Here is a 17,958-nt window from a genome sequence, read left to right as displayed (position 1 = left end):
ACTGATTGGTGCCCTCTCCGGCGCGCTGAAAAGCTGGCGTGAAGACGAAAGTGTATTGCGTGCTGTGTCCAATTTCGGGCCGGCCAACCATTTGCGCTCTAATGCTGAGTATGATCAGCACGCGAGAGACGACTGCAGGCGGAGGTTAGTACAGCGAACCGATCAAGGGGCATTGGGATACTGCCGTCATTATTTTTAAGGCATTCATTTCATGTATTGGATTATTTCTACAACCTCGCTTCTAACAATCCTGTTGTTGCTATATGTCGCAACGACCGACATCGCGACACGATTGATCCGCAATGAGATTTGCCTGGCGGTGGCGATCCTCGGGATCGCCGGACAATTGTCTGATCCAGTGCAAGTTGCCATGTCGGTGATCGTCGCCGCGATCCTCCTGCTGCTGCTGTTCGCCATCTACCAGCTTGGAAGAATTGGCGGCGGCGACGTCAAGTTGCTGGTTGCTCTGGCGGTTGGTCTCCCGCTGACGGGGGTGGCACAGTTGTTGACGGTGACCGCGCTTGCCGGCGGCGTTCTTGCGCTGGTGCATCTGATAATGCGTGCCCTGCCATATCCTGGGCTTGCACCTGCCGGATCGTCGCTCGTGCGGCGCGTCTATGCAGTCGAGCGTTGGCGGCATTTGCGACACGCACCGCTGCCCTATGGGGTTGCTATAGCGAGCGGTGGTATTTGGACGATTTTGAGCAAAGGATTTTGAGATGTCATCCGCCTTGCGCCTTTCGATCATCGCGGTGCTATTTCTGGCGACCACTGCGCTCGGGCTTATTGCCTACAACATGAACCAGCCGAAAGAGGCGCCGGTTCAGGTCGCTGAAAAGGCGCCGACCCCTGCACCAGCGACTGTCGGGTATTTCGTTGCAGCACGCCCGCTTCCGCGAGGTACCTTGGCCCGCGATGAAGACTTCTCGATACGCTCGGTGCCGCGGGAAACGGTTCCGGCGGGCGCGATCCTCGAAACGCCCGACTCCAAAGCCGGACTTCCCGGCTCCCTGGTGCGCAAGTTCGTCGACGCGGGCAGTCCCATCACATTGCAGGACATCCTTCGTCCAAAGGATCGCGGATTCCTCGCTAGCGTCCTGGCCCCCGAAAGCCGCGCCATCAGCATCAAGGTAGATGAGGAGTCGGGCGTATCGGGCCTGATCCGGCCGGGTGACTACGTCGACGTCGTGCTGACCCAGGTGTTCGAGAAGGCGGACCCAGCGCGGCGTGCTTTGGCCGAAACCGTTCTGCGCAATGTGCGAGTCATTGCGATCGACCAGGAGATCGCGCAAGGCGGGCGAGCCATTAGCGCCTCGGTTGGCAAGATGGCGCAGACCGTGTCGCTGGAGCTCACGCCTGAGCAGGTCAAGAAGGTCACGGTCGCAAAGCAGCTCGGAACGCTCTCTCTCGCCGTTCGGTCCGCGGTCGATCAGTGGGAGAAGGCGGACGCCGGCGCGACGTCCAGCTGCGATGTGTCTCCTGAACTTGCCCGCCAGAACGCAATTGCGGGTCAAACGGCTTCGATCGTCGTTCACACTGGCGGCGAGGTCAAGCAGTACTCGGTCAGGAAACAGGACGCGGACGACGTCGGTGTCGCCGTCAACTGCGACGGGGCGCCGAACGCAGGGCGCCAGACCGCAGCCGCGCAGAGTGATATCGGCAAGGCTACGGAGAAACGATGATGAACATGGCCATGCTCGATCCGCCTGAAGCTGTGTCGCTTGTCACGCGCGACCGTATCGTCTGTGTCGTGAATGATGAGCTGAGTGCCGCAGCCCTGCGCAAGGGCCTCGATGGTGGCAATCTGTCCATCCGACGTGGCACGATCCGCAATGCAATCAAGATGCTCGAAACGGACACCAATTTGTCCGCATTGGTGACGGACATCAGTGGCGTCGAGGATCCATTTGCCGATCTGGAAAGGTTGGCAAGCGTTTGTCCGCCCGATGTCCGGGTGGCTCTGGTCGGCGAGAGCAGGGAAATCACGTTCTACCGTGAGTTGATGGATTTGGGCCTGACCGAGTACTTGCCGAAGCCGATTACGCGGGACATGGTGCTAGACCAGTTGCGCCCGAAACTGATCGGTGAGGCAGTACACAGCCAGCCCGATCGCGGCGGCCATGTGATCTCGATCTGTGGCGCGCAAGGGGGCGCCGGAGCAACCAGCATCGCCATCAATCTGGCGCTGCAACTGGCCGAGACCACCAAGGCCAAGGTCGCGCTGCTCGACCTCCATCTGCAAAACGGCGAAACGGCCGTGATGCTCGGTGTCCAACCCGGGCCCGGTCTGCGCATCGCTCTGGAAAACCCGATGCGGGCGGACACCCTGTTCATCGAACGCGCGGCAATCGCAGTCAACGAGCGGGTATGCCTGGTTTCCGCCGATGAGGACCTCGATGCGCAGCTCGACATTACGGAAGCGGGCGTGCGACACGTTTTGGGTCTGCTTCGGCAACGGTTCAACTACATCGTCGTCGATGTGCCGGTCCCGTTCCCGCCATCGATTCATCCGGTCCTCACTGTTTCCCGTCACGTGCTGGTGTTGCTGGAAGCCGAAGTGACCGGACTTCGCAACGCACATTCACTCCGCAACGCCGTTACCAATATTGCCGGCAAAGACCGAGTCTTTACTTTGCTCAACCGTGCCAATCGGCCCGGGGGCCTTCCGAAGGCCACGATCGTCAAGGCGCTGGGTGGAGAACCCGACATGGTCATCCCGGATCTCGGGAAGGGGATGACCCAGGCGGTCAATCTCGGTGTTCCAGCTCTGAAGCACGTATCGGGACTGCGGCGCCACCTCACTCCGATCGTACGCGAGATCACGGGTGTCGGCGGGCAGCCGAAGGGACGGTTGAGGAGGCTGCTCGGGCTATGAAGAAATTCGGTCGGCGCGAAGACGAAACTCGTTTGGCTGCATTGTTGGCAGCCTTGCCCCCATCTCCCCCTGGCTTGCCCAAGGAGCCGCCGAGCTTGCCCACTGCGCCAAGCCTGGTCACGGCCGCACCAACCGTTGCTGTGGCTGCGCCAAGCTCGGCTGCGCCCGCGCCAGCTTCGGCGGCACCGGCGCCGAAGCGGGCCGAGCCCTCGCATCAGCATTCCGTGATCTCGGCTTCCCTCCGTGAAAGAGTAATCGAGCAGATCGAGCCGGCGGCGGCCGTATCGGTCTCACGCGATGTTCTTCGGCGGCAGATCGAGGAAATCATCCACGGAATCGCCAACCAGGAGCGGCTCGAACTCTCTGGACGCGAGCAGCTTCTGCTGGCGGAAGAGATTGCGGACGACATGACCGGCTACGGGCCGCTCCGTCCGCTTCTGCTCGATGAAACGATCAACGACATCATGGTCAACGGACCGAACAACATTTACGTCGAGCGCCGCGGTAAGCTGGAACGCATCGCGGTTCGTTTCCGCGACAATGACCACATTGCGGCCGTGGGGCAGAAGATTGCAGGGCAGGTCGGCCGGCGCGTCGACGAGTCCAGCCCGATGGTGGATTGCCGTCTGCCTGACGGCAGCCGCGTCAATATCATCTTTCCGCCGCTGGCGATCCACAGCCCGTGCATCTCCATCCGCAAATTCCCGAGTCACCGTCTGAACATTGCCGGAATGATCGCAAACGGCTCAATGACCGCGGCGATGGGACAGTTGCTAGAAATTGCCGCCCGGTCCCGGCTCAATGTCCTGGTCTCGGGCGGTACCGGCTCCGGCAAGACGACGCTGCTGAACGCGATGAGCCAATTCATTGATCACAGCGAGCGCATTGTCACGATCGAGGATGCGGCCGAGCTGCAGCTTCAGCAGCCGCACGTGATCAGCCTCGAGACGCGGCCTCCCAGCATCGAGGGAACCGGGCAGGTGACGCAACGCGATCTCCTGTGGAACGCCCTGCGCATGCGGCCTGACCGCATCATCGTAGGCGAGGTACGCAGCGTCGAAGCGTTCGACATGCTGCAGGCGATGAACACCGGCCACGACGGCTCGATCTCTACGGTGCACGCCAACAGCAGCCGCGATGCGCTGACCCGCATCGAAAACATGGTGCAGATGGGACAGGTCAACCTGCCACCGCGGGCAATTCGAGCGCAGATCGTCGCGGCGCTGGACGTCATCGTGCAGGTCGAGCGTATGCGGGATGGGCAGCGCCGCATCGTCCAGATCAGCGAGGTGATCGGCCTGGAAGGCGATGTGATCACCACCAACGACATCGCCTCGTTCCAGTACCAGGAGGAGGATGTTCACGGACGTATCGTGGGTTCCTACAGGTCCACCCACGCAATCCCGAAATTCAAGAGCCGTCTAGTCTATTACGGGCTTGATGGTGCCTGGGCGGAGGCCATGAGGCAGATATGATCCCAGCGTATGTGATCGCTATCGTCCTGACCTTGCTGCTGGGCGCATCGGGCATATCGTTGTGGCTCGACGCCCGGGAACGACGGATGGACCGTCAGCTGACAATAGCGCTGCCGGCATCGCGCGCTGCCAGCCTGACGTCCATTCGTCGCTCAGAGACCGGCTCCCGCTCGCAGTTGCTTCACAGCCTATCCAATTACAGGCCCGAGGTCGTTTACGACTGGCACCCGGCCTACACGCTGCTTGCCGGTGCCGTTGCTGCGGCAGCGATCTTTTACGTCAATGGTCGGCTGCTGCACTGGTCGACCCTCAACGTGTGCATCGCGGCTGCAATCGTGGCCTTCCTGGCGGTGCGCGGTCTGTTTGGATGGCAGCAACGTCGGTTCGCCAATCAACTTTTCCGGCAGTTGCCGGACACGATCCAGTTGGTGACGAGCACCGTCCGTTCGGGGCTGCCAGTCAACGAGGCTTTTCGCACCATCGCGCGCGAGATGCCGCAACCGACCGCCGGGCAGTTTGCGATCGTATGCAGCGAATTGAGCCTGGGCAGGCCGCCGGAAGAGGCTGTGGAAGCCATCTATCGGCGAACCCAGGTCGCCGAGTATGCGATGTTTGCGGTGACGCTGGCAGTCCAGTTGAAGTCCGGCGGCAGTCTGGCCGAAACCTTGCAGACGCTCGGGGAAACCGTGACGCAGCGTGTCGCGCTGGCCGCGCGTGCCAAAGCTCTGGCTGGAGAGGTGATCTTCTCCTCGCGCGCGCTTTCGCTCTCGCCCCTCATCATCGGCGGGTTGCTGTATTGGATCAATCCGAAAACAGTCGATCTTCTGTTCCATGATCCGACCGGAAACATGCTGCTAGCTTACGCGGCGGGATCCGTGCTCGTCGGGCACCTGGTGATACGCTGGATGATCAGAAGGGAAACTTCACTATGACGACCGGCCTCGGTTTGGTGACCCTCGCGATCGCGGCTGCGACCGTGACCTTCCTGTTGATCATTCGTGAAATACACCTTCGTGCATTGGACGCGAGGGTATCGAAGGCTGTGTTGGGCCTTCCCGGCGACGCGGCATCGTCGAAGGACATGATCGGCTGGTTTTCATCGATCGGCGCGCGGTATCGGCGCTTCTACGCCGAGGAGAACCTGGAGCAACTTCGGACCATTCTCCAGTCATCGGGCTTCATCAATTATCATCGCGTCTTGCCGATCTGGATCGGTGTCAAGACCGTCAGCATGTTCGCTTTCCCGATCCTTGCCGTGCTTCTCGCCGTGCTCTCGGGAATGCGGTCGATGGACGTGCTGTTCTACGGGCTGTTCGGCGTGGTGTTCGGGATCATGGGGCCGCGGTTCATTCTGTTGGTGCTGAAGCGACGGTTTGACGCGGCGGTTCGGCTCGGCACGCCGGATACTATCGATTTGCTGGTCGTGTGCAGCGAAGCCGGAATGGGGCTCGAAAGCGCACTGGAGCGTGTGGCGGCAGAGATCGGCACGTCCAATCCTGCAATGGCCCGGGTCTTGCGGAGCCTGCTTGATGACCTCCGGATATCGCCCAATCGCGCAGAGGCATTCGAGAAATTGGCATCGATGTCCGACGGACTTCGCCGTTTCGGCACCATGGTCAGCCAAAGCCTCCAATATGGCACGCCATTGGCCCAGGCGCTGCGCAGCATCGCCGCAGATCTGCGGCAGGAGCGCATTACCAAGCTGGAAGAACGGGCGCACAAGCTCGGCGCCAAGCTGACAATCCCGATGGTGCTGTTCCTGCTTCCGGCGATGTTCATCATTCTGGGAGCAAGTCCGTTTCTGCATCTCATTCGTTCGTTCAAGGGCATTTAGGGGCGAAACAGGAGCATGAGCACGGTTCGCGTCTGTCGAGGTCGGCAAATCAGCCGCAAAGCGTCGCTCCTCAGGGATCAGCGCGGCGCCGTCGCGTTCGAGATGCCGATTGTCTTCCTCTTCCTGATCATGGCTCTGCTCCTACCGCTGGCCGACATAGCGATCGCGGGCTTCCAGTTCATATCCGCGTGGAACGCCTTGCGCGGCTTCGGGCAATTGATCCAGTACTCGCCGCCGCCTGACGTGACGAACACCTCAAGCTGGTCGACGACCGCGACCGCAAAGGCTGATTCCAGGTATCCCATTCCCAGCATCAGTGTCCTTTGCGGCAGCAGCACCGCTGCTACCTGTTCCTCAGGCAACCTGGCGGCGCCCAGATTTTATTCTTACTCCACGAGCATCACTCTGGCGCCCATGGTGCTGGGATGGGCGTTGTGCGCGAGCCCCAATGCCAATCCCTGTACGTACACACTGGCTTATTCAGAACGGTTTCTATAGGGGTGTTCCATGCGTAACCTGCTCCGTTGCCGTCGAGGTTCTGCAGCATTCGCAACTGCGGTTGCACTGGTGCCGCTGATCGGGATGGTCGCGCTCGGGGCGGAGTCCGGAACGTGGTACGTCACCAAGCGACAGGCGCAGAATGCCGCGGATGCGGGAGCCTATTCGGGCGCCTTGACGCTGGCCTGCACACTCTCCAGCGCGACTGCGAATTGTGACACGGCGCAACTGTACGATTATCGCGGCAAAGAATTTGTTGCGAGAAACGGGTTCTGCAACGCCGGTGATTCGTTTACGGGCGTCACCTGTCCGACCGGACTGACACAAACCGTGGCGGTCGAGCGGGGCACCTACGCTGCCGGTACCTTCACCAGCTCGGCATCAGGCAATTTCGTTCGTGCCGCCGTTGGCCAGACACAGCCAGCCTACCTTGCATCGGTGCTTGGCTTTTCCAGTGTAGACATAGGGGCGACGGCCATCGCGGAAGTCCAGAATCCCAAAAACCTGTGCGCGTTGGGACTGTCGTCTAACAGCATCGCGCTTACATTGGGCGGCGGTGGTGCCCTTACCGGCGACGGTTGCGCCTTGATGTCGAACAACACCGTCAAATACGCGAGCACTCCGACGTTCAGCGGCTCAGGTTGGGCCGTTGATGCTGTCAACGGCTGCACCAACTCGGGCAACTGCAATCCTGGCGTGCCGTACAACTACAGCATGCTACCTGCGACGAATCCGCTCAAGTCCCTGGATACTGCATTCAGTACGAGGGCGACGAGCCCGTCAACATCGCCATGCGGTGGCGGTGGCAATGTTACCAATGGTCAAACCTGTAACTTAACTCCGAACAGCGCTAGCGGGGTGTACAGCAACCTCAAGGTCAACTCCGGAGGCACCCTGAATTTAGCCGCAGGAACGTACTTTTTCTATAACGCAGCGGTGACTTTTGCCGGAAAGGTCACCGGTACAGACGTGACGCTGGTATTGCTCGGGGATTCGAGCATCTCCATCACTGGCGGTCCCATTACCTTGTCAGCTCCGGCGACCAACTCTTATTCTTCTCTTCTAAACGGCGTTCTGATCGACGATCAGGCCAATGCGAAGAGCAGCAATGCTGTCACCATCAACGGCAGCAGTTCGGTGTCCCTGTTCGGCGCGATGTATTTCCCCAAGGTCGATGTCACGTGGAACGGAACGACCAACAACGTCAATACGGGTTGCACTGAAGTGATCGCCAACACTCTCACCATAAACGGTAATGCCAATCTGAGCACTGGTAGCTGTGCTCCGGGCACCGTTGCCAAAACGCAAGTTGTGGCTTTGGTCAGATGATGAGAAAGCTCGACCAGCGAGGCGCTGCGGCGATGGAGTTCGGCCTCGTCATCGCGCCCTTGTTCGTCCTAATGTTCGTGATCTTCGATTTCGGACGTTATGCCATCACGATGCAGTCCCTGCGCAACCTTGCCAGTGCGGCGGCCCGACAGAACATGATCCAGTGCTATACGCCTGCCGTGGTCGCCGGCACATCACCGTCGACCTGTACGGCTGACTACCTGACCGATACCCAGAAGCAGGACGCCGCGCCCTTCCTTTATGGTGCGGGCCTCACGCCTACGATGGGCACCACGGCCGGAGCCACGGCACTCACTGTCACGGCATCTCTCCCGGCCGGATCGTTCTCCATGATCATGCCGATCTGGGGCTCGACGTTGAATACGCCGAGCGCGTCCACCCAAATTCCCTTCTAGCCTACAACTCCCGCTCGTGCCGCCGACAGCAAGCGTAAGCGTGAAACCGCCTTTGCGGGTATAGCTTCAGCAATGTCGGGTTGTGGCTGATGTCGAAGTAGCCTGAGACTGATTTGCAGGAACTGCGTCGCCTGGTGGCTTGACGGCCTTCGGCTCCTTTTTCGTTGTGCGCCGCCAAATCAATACAAGCAAGCACGCGACAACTTCCGGACTTAGCGGGATATGCGCGAACCCGGCCGGTCTTGCCATCAGGGGCAGAAGCCAAGCGCAGGCTAGGGCGGTCCTCTCGTATGGCCTGAAGCCGTTCTCAAGACCTTCGGCTGCCAATGCAGCGATCGGCAGGGACAAGAGAACCAAGTCGTAGTCGAGCAAGAATGGTGTTCCCAGCAGAATCGCCGCGCCCGTCGCGCCTGCGCGAAGGCGCGGGGATGCGGAAGTGCGCCAAATCATGAAGAGCAAGACGGCAATCGAGATCGTAACGAGGGCTTGGATCGAGTAAGCCAGACCAATCCCGCCGCCCAACAGCCGAACGGTTGCGAACGCGCTCTGCATTTTGGCAAAGCCCATCACTCCGTATTCCAGCCACATAGCTGACACCGGAACGATCGACGCGAACTGCTGCCATACCTCGAGCCCGAAAATCAGCGTCGCCGAGATCAGCAGGGAGCAGACCGACAGCGCCGCGCCGAGTGCCATTTTCCAATTCATCCGTGCGACGACAACCACGGCCAGCATCGGTGCAAGCTGTGGCTTGAAGCACAAGGTTCCAAGAATCAAGCCGGCCGCGAAGGGGCGTCGATCCGACATAAGCAGGCCGGTCCCGACGATCGCTGTCGAAAGAAAGGCGTTCTGCCCGTGAATGGTGTTGATCAGGACCGCTGGAAAGCAAAGTATCGGGATAATGGCATCGGCTCGTTGGATGAACCTGTAGACCGTCGCGACGTATGCCGCTCCTGTTGCTGCGAGCCAGATGATCAGTGCAGGCAGGTAGGGCAAAATACCAAGCGGAGCGACGAGCAATAGCGCTGACGGCGGATAAAACCATGCGTAGTATTGAACGCCTTCTCCGAAGTGGGCCTGCTGCGCCTCGTAATGCTTGATCTGGTCGTAAGCGTCTCCGGCATGCCCGGATAGCACCAAACTGGATGCTGCCCAAAAACTCGAGAAATCCGTTCCGATCGGATGGCCGCGAAAGTCGAGGCCGCCATGCCCGGTCAGGACATAGGCCACCCATAAAGCCAGGCTGATCGAAAAAAATACCTTCGGGTACCAATATACGCGCTTAGGAGTCAGCCACAGGCCTGAGCTGATGAGTGACAATGACAGCACCCTTCCCCTGGAAAGCAGGACTATCACATATGGCTATCGGACACGTCCCATAGCTCGTCATGCCCAGCCTTTGGGCGAGGGGCGTCCGCACGATTTCGGAATAATGGAAGAATGCCGTTGATTTGCCAGACCTGTCAAGTCGCCGTGTCGAACGCCGGCAGTCGCCGGCGACTTTGCATGGGGTTGTTTTCGATATTTTGGCAAGCCCGGACAAGCCGGGCCATGACGACGTGGACATATCGATTACGGAAGCCCGCAAGCGCCATGTCCGATAGCGCTGCCCTGGAAGGGAGGCACTTCATCACCGGAACCTGAAATCTGCATCAACCTCTGGGTGAAATCCGGTGGTTGGGAAGTGAGTTGATGGAAGCGGCTGATGGCCGGGATCAGCTGTCGCTAACATTGAGCAGGGATCAGGAGGGCGTCGGTCGGGCGCAGCGATTCTGTGCTTCGGCTGGTCGGGGCGTTGCATGCGCTGCCAAGACGGGGCGGAATACGATGGCATGCCTAAGCGGACCACCAAAAGTGGTGCTCACTGGCAACATTGGGAAGTTTTCTAAGGGCTTATGACGTTCCGGCAAAGGTCTCGCCTTGCCAACGGAGCGCGCACCAGATGATGATCTTCAAGCCGCGTTAGCGGCTGGCGGAAGAGGTATTCATTGGTAACTATTTGTAGTCGGACACATTGTAGGCTCCATGGCGTAGTGAGCGAAGGAGAGTGTTCAGAGCGCTGGGGCTGTAAATTTACGGGATAGCCGCGAATCTGCGGCGGAGGGGATCGAAATGAGTGGCGGTCGCGTTTGGGGTAGCGCGGAACGTGGTCTTTTCGCCTTGAGTCTGGTGGCTCTTGGCGCGGCGCTTGCGTTTTTCAGTTCTACGGAGCGCGCGGGAGCCGCAGACCGGCGGGCCACGTCCGGCGGCGTCTTCGTCAGTGAGATGAGCGACGTCCAGCGGGTCAAGGTGACCATTAACAAGTCTCGCACCTTCAGGGTCGATGCGGCCTTTTCGACAATCGTCGCCGGCTCGCCTGACATCGTCGACGTGAAGTCGCTCAGCGACCACCTGATCTACGTCCAGGGCAAGCAAACCGGCACCACCAACGTTATCCTGTTTGATGCTTCGATGAAGCAGATCGGCGTCCTCGACGTCGAGGTTGCGATCGATACCGCCAACCTGCAGCAGAACATTCAGTCGTCGACCGGTACGCGCGGAATTCGCGTTTCGGCCGCGGAGGGTCAGGTGGTATTGAGTGGAATGGCCGCGGATGCGGTCGCGGCCGAGCGAGCCCTGGCGATTGCCACCGGCAGCGTCCCGAAGGGGTCCGTCGTCGTTAACGCCATGAATGTGGCTGCGCCGCAGCAAGTCATGCTGGAGGTGCGCTTCCTCGAGGTCGCTAGGTCCGCTGGCCGAGAACTTGGCGTGAACCTCTATGCCGGCAATGGCAACCTCACGCAGGTTGGAAATAGTGGAACTGCCGGCGCACCGCTGGCAGCGAGGACCCCTCAAGGTGTTCCTGTTCTAGGCACCGCATCAGGGCTCGCGTCAGGGCTCGTAGGTGGCGCAACCCCGTTCGGCAACCTCTTAACGAACGTGCTGAGAACGAGTAGTGGCACTTCGGTCGATCTGTTGCTGCAGGCCCTGGAAACGAAGGGGCTGGTGCGCAGCTTGGCAGAGCCCAACCTGATGGCGTTGTCGGGCGATTCAGCACGCTTCCTAGCGGGTGGCGAATTTCCGGTGCCGGTAGCTTCTAACACTACGAACGGCTTTCCCACGACCACCATCGAATTCAAGAAGTTTGGCGTCGAGTTGGGCTTCGTACCCACCGTTCTATCGCGCGGCGTGATCAACCTTCGGGTTGAGCCGTCGGTCAGCGAACTCGATTTCACCAATGCCGTAACGATCTCTGGAACGACCGTCCCGGCATTGACCAGCCGCAACGCTCGGACCACAGTTGAACTCCGCGACGGTCAGAGCTTTGCAATTGCGGGCTTGCTCCAGACTCGCAACGCACAGGATGTCCAGCAGTTGCCCTGGATCGGCTCGGTGCCAGTCCTCGGTGCGTTGTTTCGAAGCGCATCTTATCAGCAGAAAGAGACGGATCTGGTGGTGATCGTGACACCGCGCCTGGTCGCGCCGGCGGCCCCGGGGCAAACTCTAGCGTCGCCCCTCGATTCGCGATTGCCGGCAAACGATGTTGACTTCTTCCTCAACGGCCAGATGGAAGTAAAGAAGCGCTACAATGACTACGTCAATTCCGGCGGTGACGTCAAAGGTCCCTACGGGCACATCATCGCCCCCGATGTCCGGGTATCTGCGCCACCTGCGATTGCAACCGACCAGCCCGTAGTCAAAACGCTCAACTGAAGGACGACCGATATGACATGCACGGCGTTACTCGCAGTTATCACGCTCGGGGCTTGTAACGGCTTGGCCGGCAATGACGAAATGGACCGTTATTTCCAGCGTTCGGATACCATCACCTTAAGTGCCGGGGACGCGAAGCAGGTCAATGCCGTGACCCACACGATCCATCCCTGGCCGAGCTACGTCGGCGATCGCCGGATCGTCTCTCAGGCCGCGAAGACCGACGGCTCTATTAGGCGTTATCGTCTCGGTAACCAACCGCGCGATCCGTTGCCGGCGTTCGGAGGGGATGCTCCAGGGTTGGGGCACCCCCCAATGGGAGCGGCGGGTGCAATCGGAGCAGCAGTGGATGCAAATAATGGTAGTAGCATCTACTTCGGAACTGGAGCTGGCTTGGCCGGCGTAGGCGCCGCGGCCCAACGGTAACGAGTTCGAGATAGCTATTTTTCTACCGCTAATACGTCTTCAACCCCGTTCTGCTAGTGTGGGAACAATATTGGAGCGTATAGTTATGGGGCAGGGATAACGGTTATGCGGCGCCTTTTTGTTTGGCTAGCTTGCGCCTCAGTGGCCACAGCCCTTGCGGCTTGCGATACGGTGCAAGAATATACTGTGCGTGATGCCGCTGTCGTCGCGCCCGGCGCTCCAGCCGGTCCCGATCCCGTGCAGGAGCCGACCGACGTCAAATACTATCCCTCCGACGAGCCAGTGCGGATGGGGCTCGAGCACTATAACCGCGGCAATTACGGAATCTCGCAGCGCTATTTCAAGGACGCGGTCGAGAAATCGCCGAAGGACGTGACGGCCTGGGTCGGGCTCGCGGCGAGCTATGATCGGATACGCCGCTTCGATCTTGCCGATCAGGCCTACGCGCAGGCGATCCGCCTTGGCGGTGAGACCGTGCAGATCCTCAACGACCAGGGATATTCCTACATGCTACGCGGAAACCTTGGCGCGGCACGGCGAAAGTTCGAGAAAGCGTATTCGCTCGATCCGGGTAATCCAGTCATCGCCAACAATCTCGAGCTTCTCAACGGCAGCCGGAAGTTCATTGAGAGGCCGCCGAACAATCAACCATAACCTCGGTAAGCTGAACCATTTTTGTATGTAGGTGTCCCCGGGGAAGGAGGCTCAGACAAGCTAAAAATGCTTTGGATCTAAAATCAGCCAGACGCTTTTTTCATCTGGCTTGTTTCATGGATCGCCTTTTCAAGCTGCAGTCTACGCTTGGCAGGCCGACGTGCCCCACCACGGCACAGGCGTCAGTCGGACCCATCGCGATTCCATCCGGCGCCGCCTGTATGTGATGATGATGATTTTGGGCGACTGCTTGCTGTCATTTGGGATCACGCACCTGATTTATCTCGAGGCCGTGTGGTGGAAGATCGGAGCCTTGATCCGGCGGTTGCGACTCGTCTCGGCATAGCCGAGTTTTTGCTCGTGTAAGCTCGTCGGACCGATCACAGCAAATAGTGCCTGATTCGCGCACGGCGCCGAAAAAGTTGGCATACTCATTTGCGCAGGGTAAGCGTTGGATCCGCATCACTCCATAGGGAAGCAGAGATGAAAGCGAGACGGTGGGCGGAATGGCCTCCGGTTTTCGACATGCGCGTGGCCTATTTCGCCCTGCTCGCGCTGATGACACTGCCGGTGCTATTCCCGATCCCGCGCACGGCTGACCTCGTCAATCACTGGGCACGGCTGACCGTTCTTGCTATGCCGGTGTCCGATCCGCTTAACGCCTTTTACCGCGTCGAATGGGGCGTGATTCCCAATCTTGGGATCGATCTCATCTATATGTTGTTGGCGTCTCTTTTAAGCGTCGAGACCATCGTACGGCTCGCGTTCATACTGTCGTTCTGGCTGCCGGCAATAGGCATTTGGTTGTTGCATCGTGCATGGGCGCAGAAACCGTCGCCAACGATGCTCATCGTGCCAGTTCTCAGCTATAACCTCGTTACGACGGTGGGACTCGTAAACTATGGGATCGGCATCGGGATCGCTCTGATTGCACTCGCTTGGTGGGCAGGAAACGAGCGCCGACGGATTGTACGCGATCTCTTGATCCTCAACGCGGCGGCGGTCGTGTTGTTCTTTTGTCACCTAATGGCGCTCGCGGGTTTCTGCATTATTTTCGGGCTCTTAGAGGCGACACCGCGCTGCGGAGAGTCGTTCAGGGCGACATTCCTGCGCGCTCTGCAGTCTCCGCTTTATGTCGCCGTTGCATTGGTGCTGATCTGGTTCATGCCGCCGATGCAGAACGCCTATCAACTGGAGGGACAAAAATTTTGGATACTCGTTGCACCCTTCTTTAGCGGCCTCTCGTACGATATCCCTTGGGGCGCCGGATTGGCGGCGATGATCCTGGCACTGTTCGCCACGCGCCTTGTTGTTGTCGCCAAACCGGCGCGCTACGCCGTCTTCGGCTTCTTCATCTTGGCCACCTTTGCGCCTTCGTCGATCGGCACGGCGAACTTTGTTGATGCTCGCCTCGTCGTGCTTTGGGTTTGCCTGGCGCTCAGCGCAACCGTCGCGCGTTTCCCTGGGCCTAAGCATCTGACCGGCTTTATCTCGGCAGCGGCCATCGCATTTGCTTGTACACGGCTCGCGTTGCTAATTCCGGCATGGAAGTCATACAACGAGGATGCAGCCGAAATGAGGACGGCGTTCTCCGCCATTCCGCTCGGTTCGAGTGTCCTCGCCGTAACGCCACCCAATTGTCGTGATCCGGACCTGCACTTCGAATACAACCTCTCGACCTTCGCGGTCATCGACCGCCGTGCGCAGGTTAACACCTTGTTCGCTGGACAGGGCCTGCAGCCGTTGCGCGCAAGGGATCCAGCGGTTGCGGCTGCACCCCAGACGATTGCGAAGTCCGAATGGCTGACGGAAACTGCACAGTCGAAAACTGAAATGCTGGCGGAGCAGGCCGACGTCATCGCTCATTGGCGCGATCATTTCAACGTTGTCGTCGACATCCACGGTACTTGCGCGAGCGCCGTTACAGCCCCGGGCCTCGAACGTGTCGCGAATTCCAAGATCGCTGACGTCTACATCGCCAGCCGGCCGCGCTGACCTGTTGCCTTGACGGTGAAGTCAGGAACAGCGTGCTGTTGTTAGGTCACATTTCTCCCAGGCCAGGATGGGCCGAGATGGTCCCGCTAGTTGACCGGCCTCTTTGGTACTAACGCCTCATACGTCGCCGGAACCGCCCATGGCAGCCCGAGCATGAGCAATGGTGTATACAGCGCGCCCCAATAGAAGTTGAAGGGCTTCCCGACCACGGCAAAGATGCAAAGATAGGTCGTTACCGTAATCGCCGCCCTTAGACCGTGGCGCCACGCGAAGAGACCCATCAGTGCGGCCGGCAAAAGCACGGCCGTTATCAATAGCGGCGCCAGATCCAGGAGGCCGTTAAAGTGAGCAGTCTGAAGGACAAATCCGAACCCGCCAAACCTCATCCAGCCATCGGGGTAAGATATCTCGTTCGGTCCTAGTTGTTGCATTACCTCGAACCAGTGCCATGCGAAGTACACGAAATATGCCGGGAGACCGATTGCCCAGCCGGCAAATTCTCGCCAGTTCTTGTGGTAGAGGGCGAAGGTGAAGCAGATCAGGATATATGGCGCCGCGAGTTCGCGGATGAAGAGCGCCGCCAATGCTGCCAGCAGGCCAGCACCCCATAGATCGTTTCCGTAGCTAACGATCGAAAACAAAATCAGCAATCCAGCCACTACTTCGCTCAACACGACGCCGCGAGGACTAGCTATGAGTGCAATACTGGGAACGATGCCGAGTAGTGCGACCAACGCAAGAAGAGAGCTTCCGCTCTCACGAACCATTCGATATGCGAGGAACAGCGACGCTGATGCCACCCCCGTTAGCAGAGCTTGTGCCCACGCGATGGATGGGAATAGCGCCAGCAACTCGAGCCATGCCGGGGTTCGCCAATTGAACACTGACGTCGTGCCATAGCCATGCGCAAGAAGCGTGTCATGGACAGCTTTATAATACCCAGAGCCGCCACGCATGAGCTTCAAAATATCAAGATAGGCGTCTACGTCGCCATATGGACTACCGATATGTTCTGGTGGTGTGGCTTCGGCAAGAATGAAGAGAGCGAAGGCCGAGAGCGCGAAGACTGAGAATATGGCCGCAGCAAACCACCGCGGCATCACGGCAAACCGCGTCAATCTTCCCCTCCCGGCAACCGCACGTGGCCTGGAAGATTACCTTCGATCTATCCGGTCTTCCAGTCTATCGGAAGAACCCAGTTAATACGACCAGACCTGAACCGAGGATTTGGTATTTGAGAACCTTAGCGAGCCCGCGCCGTCGGGCCAGAGATGTTGGGGCGCGGCCGTCGTCGTCTTGCTGACCCCATCTCATGATAGTTCCACCCGATTACGAACGCGGACGCGACAACTCGGCCCATTCTCAAAGTGCCAAATCCCGATCGAAGAAAAAGGGCCATCGGTTAAAAGATGAATACGAGTACCACGCTGAGCGCGCCGCAGAGGGCCGTCCGCAACCGACCGACCTGTCCCTCCTAGTGCGCAGGCCCCAAAGCGTTTCATCGTCCACCCCGTCGCCTCTTTGATCCGAGTCTATGGCGCGTTTCAGATGTCCGTCATCGTGTGGTCGTTGAGAACCTCTGCCGATACAAATTGCCACTTTTTTCCGACTCCGTGATCTTACGGGATCTAAGGCTGAACAATTCCGCCAGAAGAGGCAGTTCAGAAAACGTTAGACAAGGCGAGCAGGCCTTAAGTTTGGGCTATCGCCGCAATAGCGGGCCGCCGGGCGGTTCCTGAACCACGGTCAGCTGGGCGCAATATCTCGATGGCGGCGGTATTGTGCTGTTCTTGTTGGCCTAACAGCTGCGCGGCGGGTTGTTCAGGGAGGATAGTTGCGGGACGAAAAAGTGAATCGATTGATCGATGGACGCATTGCGTATTTCGCAAAAACGGGACAGCGGTTTCGCTAACTGACGGACAGCAGTTTCGCTAAATCGCGGACAGCATGGCGGCGCTGGCTTTTGGTTGCCTGGTTGTTGAAGTCAGTTGGTATTCGTTTCGCTGTTTTCGACGTCGGTCAAGGGGCGCGCGGCTTTTTTCCTTCGCATGCTGTCGCCTTCGAGGGCGATACGGTGGGAGTTGTGGATGATCCGGTCGAGGATAGCATCTGCGATAGTTGGCTCGCCGATCATGTCGTGCCATTGGGCGACGGGCAGCTGAGCGGTAATCAAGGTCGATTTGCGCCTGTAGCGCTCTTCGAAGATTTCGAGGAGATCAAGGCGCTGCTGGTCATTGAGGGTGTGGGTGCCCCAATCGTCGAGGATGAGCAACTGGACACGTGCGAGCTTATCGATGAGGCGCGGGAAGCGACCATCGAGACGGGCCATGGCGAGGTCTTCGAACAGGCGCGGCATACGCAAATAGAGGACGGAATGATCGAGCCTGGCCGCCTGGCGTCCGAAGGCGCACGCCAGCCAGGTTTTGCCAGTCCCGGTCAGGCCGGTGATGATGAAGTTCTCATGGGCTTTCAGCCAGGCGCCTTGCGCCAGCTGCAGGGTGTTGCGCCGGTCAAGGCCGCGGCGGGACGCGAAGTCGACGTCTTCGATACAGGCGTCGACGAAGCGCAGCTTGGCTGCGGCCAGCCGATTGGTCAGGCGCCGGTCGGCGCGCATGGCGGCTTCGCGATCGAGCATCAGGCCGAGCCACTCGTCGCGGCTAAGATCGGCGGCATTGTCCTGTTCGGCCAATTGCCGGTAGGCGGCCGCCATTCCGGCAAGGCCGAGCGCCTGCATCTGCTCGAGGGTCGGGTGGGTCAGCATCG

At 59.4% G+C, this 17,958-nt stretch carries 15 protein-coding genes; 12 read left to right on the top strand and 3 right to left on the bottom strand.

Annotation, left to right across the window (positions count from 1 at the left end; translation table 11 throughout):
• Window positions 1-211: 211 nt before the first annotated feature.
• Genes JEY66_RS28630 through JEY66_RS28590 form a run of 9 tightly spaced genes read left to right on the top strand, consistent with a single transcriptional unit; the run spans window position 212 to window position 8,427 of the window.
• Entirely contained in the window at window positions 212-718 is a 507-nt protein-coding gene (locus tag JEY66_RS28630; RefSeq protein WP_018270901.1) for an A24 family peptidase, read from the top strand.
• Between the two features lies 1 nt (window position 719).
• Window positions 720-1,682, top strand: coding sequence for a Flp pilus assembly protein CpaB (gene cpaB, locus JEY66_RS28625; RefSeq protein WP_018270902.1), 963 nt, complete (start codon window positions 720-722; stop codon window positions 1,680-1,682).
• The gene (locus tag JEY66_RS28620) at window positions 1,679-2,875 is read left to right on the top strand and encodes a CpaE/TadZ family protein (protein WP_244620928.1); all 1,197 of its coding nucleotides are present in this window, start codon (window positions 1,679-1,681) and stop codon (window positions 2,873-2,875) included. The genes cpaB and JEY66_RS28620 overlap by 4 nt, the downstream gene beginning before the upstream one ends.
• On the top strand, window positions 2,872-4,350 hold the full coding sequence (locus JEY66_RS28615) for a TadA family conjugal transfer-associated ATPase (protein WP_018270904.1): 1,479 nt from the start codon (window positions 2,872-2,874) through the stop codon (window positions 4,348-4,350). Before JEY66_RS28620 ends, JEY66_RS28615 begins: the two co-directional genes overlap by 4 nt.
• A complete protein-coding gene (locus JEY66_RS28610; protein ID WP_018270905.1) occupies window positions 4,347-5,282 on the top strand; it encodes a type II secretion system F family protein in 936 nt (311 codons plus the stop codon). Before JEY66_RS28615 ends, JEY66_RS28610 begins: the two co-directional genes overlap by 4 nt.
• Window positions 5,279-6,184, top strand: coding sequence for a type II secretion system F family protein (locus JEY66_RS28605; protein WP_018270906.1), 906 nt, complete (start codon window positions 5,279-5,281; stop codon window positions 6,182-6,184). The genes JEY66_RS28610 and JEY66_RS28605 overlap by 4 nt, the downstream gene beginning before the upstream one ends.
• 15 nt (window positions 6,185-6,199) lie before the next feature.
• On the top strand, window positions 6,200-6,682 hold the full coding sequence (locus JEY66_RS28600; RefSeq protein WP_080650349.1) for a hypothetical protein: 483 nt from the start codon (window positions 6,200-6,202) through the stop codon (window positions 6,680-6,682).
• 9 nt (window positions 6,683-6,691) lie between these two features.
• Window positions 6,692-8,011 carry a pilus assembly protein TadG-related protein gene (locus JEY66_RS28595; protein ID WP_026192578.1) on the top strand — a complete coding sequence of 440 codons (1,320 nt, stop codon included), beginning with the start codon at window positions 6,692-6,694 and terminating at the stop codon, window positions 8,009-8,011.
• Window positions 8,008-8,427: a TadE/TadG family type IV pilus assembly protein gene (locus tag JEY66_RS28590; RefSeq protein ID WP_018270909.1), complete on the top strand. Its 420-nt coding sequence runs from the start codon at window positions 8,008-8,010 to the stop codon at window positions 8,425-8,427. Before JEY66_RS28595 ends, JEY66_RS28590 begins: the two co-directional genes overlap by 4 nt.
• 66 nt (window positions 8,428-8,493) lie before the next feature.
• On the opposite strand, the gene JEY66_RS28585 is transcribed toward JEY66_RS28590, so the two are convergent.
• The gene (locus JEY66_RS28585) at window positions 8,494-9,747 is read right to left on the bottom strand and encodes a glycosyltransferase family 87 protein (RefSeq protein ID WP_157183446.1); all 1,254 of its coding nucleotides are present in this window, start codon (window positions 9,745-9,747) and stop codon (window positions 8,494-8,496) included.
• Between the two features lie 792 nt (window positions 9,748-10,539).
• On the opposite strand from JEY66_RS28585, the gene JEY66_RS28580 reads away from it, so the two are divergent.
• The 3 genes from JEY66_RS28580 to JEY66_RS28570 all read left to right on the top strand — a co-directional run bounded on the left by JEY66_RS28580 (window position 10,540) and on the right by JEY66_RS28570 (window position 15,195).
• Window positions 10,540-12,120, top strand: coding sequence for a type II and III secretion system protein family protein (locus JEY66_RS28580; protein ID WP_018270911.1), 1,581 nt, complete (start codon window positions 10,540-10,542; stop codon window positions 12,118-12,120).
• A gap of 612 nt (window positions 12,121-12,732) precedes the next feature.
• Window positions 12,733-13,200, top strand: coding sequence for a tetratricopeptide repeat protein (locus tag JEY66_RS28575; RefSeq protein ID WP_244620927.1), 468 nt, complete (start codon window positions 12,733-12,735; stop codon window positions 13,198-13,200).
• Between the two features lie 531 nt (window positions 13,201-13,731).
• Window positions 13,732-15,195, top strand: a complete 1,464-nt coding sequence (locus tag JEY66_RS28570; RefSeq protein WP_129964957.1) for a hypothetical protein — start codon at window positions 13,732-13,734, stop codon at window positions 15,193-15,195.
• 86 nt (window positions 15,196-15,281) lie between these two features.
• On the opposite strand, the gene JEY66_RS28565 is transcribed toward JEY66_RS28570, so the two are convergent.
• Together JEY66_RS28565 and istB are read right to left on the bottom strand one after the other, a co-directional pair.
• Entirely contained in the window at window positions 15,282-16,313 is a 1,032-nt protein-coding gene (locus JEY66_RS28565; RefSeq protein ID WP_129964958.1) for a hypothetical protein, read from the bottom strand.
• An 866-nt stretch (window positions 16,314-17,179) separates the two neighbouring features.
• A complete protein-coding gene (gene istB, locus JEY66_RS28560) occupies window positions 17,180-17,956 on the bottom strand; it encodes an IS21-like element helper ATPase IstB (protein WP_069279867.1) in 777 nt (258 codons plus the stop codon).
• Between the last annotated feature and the right edge of the window lie 2 nt (window positions 17,957-17,958).

This window comes from Bradyrhizobium elkanii USDA 76 (assembly GCF_023278185.1).
Classification (GTDB): Bacteria; Pseudomonadota; Alphaproteobacteria; order Rhizobiales; family Xanthobacteraceae; genus Bradyrhizobium; species Bradyrhizobium elkanii.
This window is presented reverse-complemented; position numbering and strand designations above follow the sequence as displayed.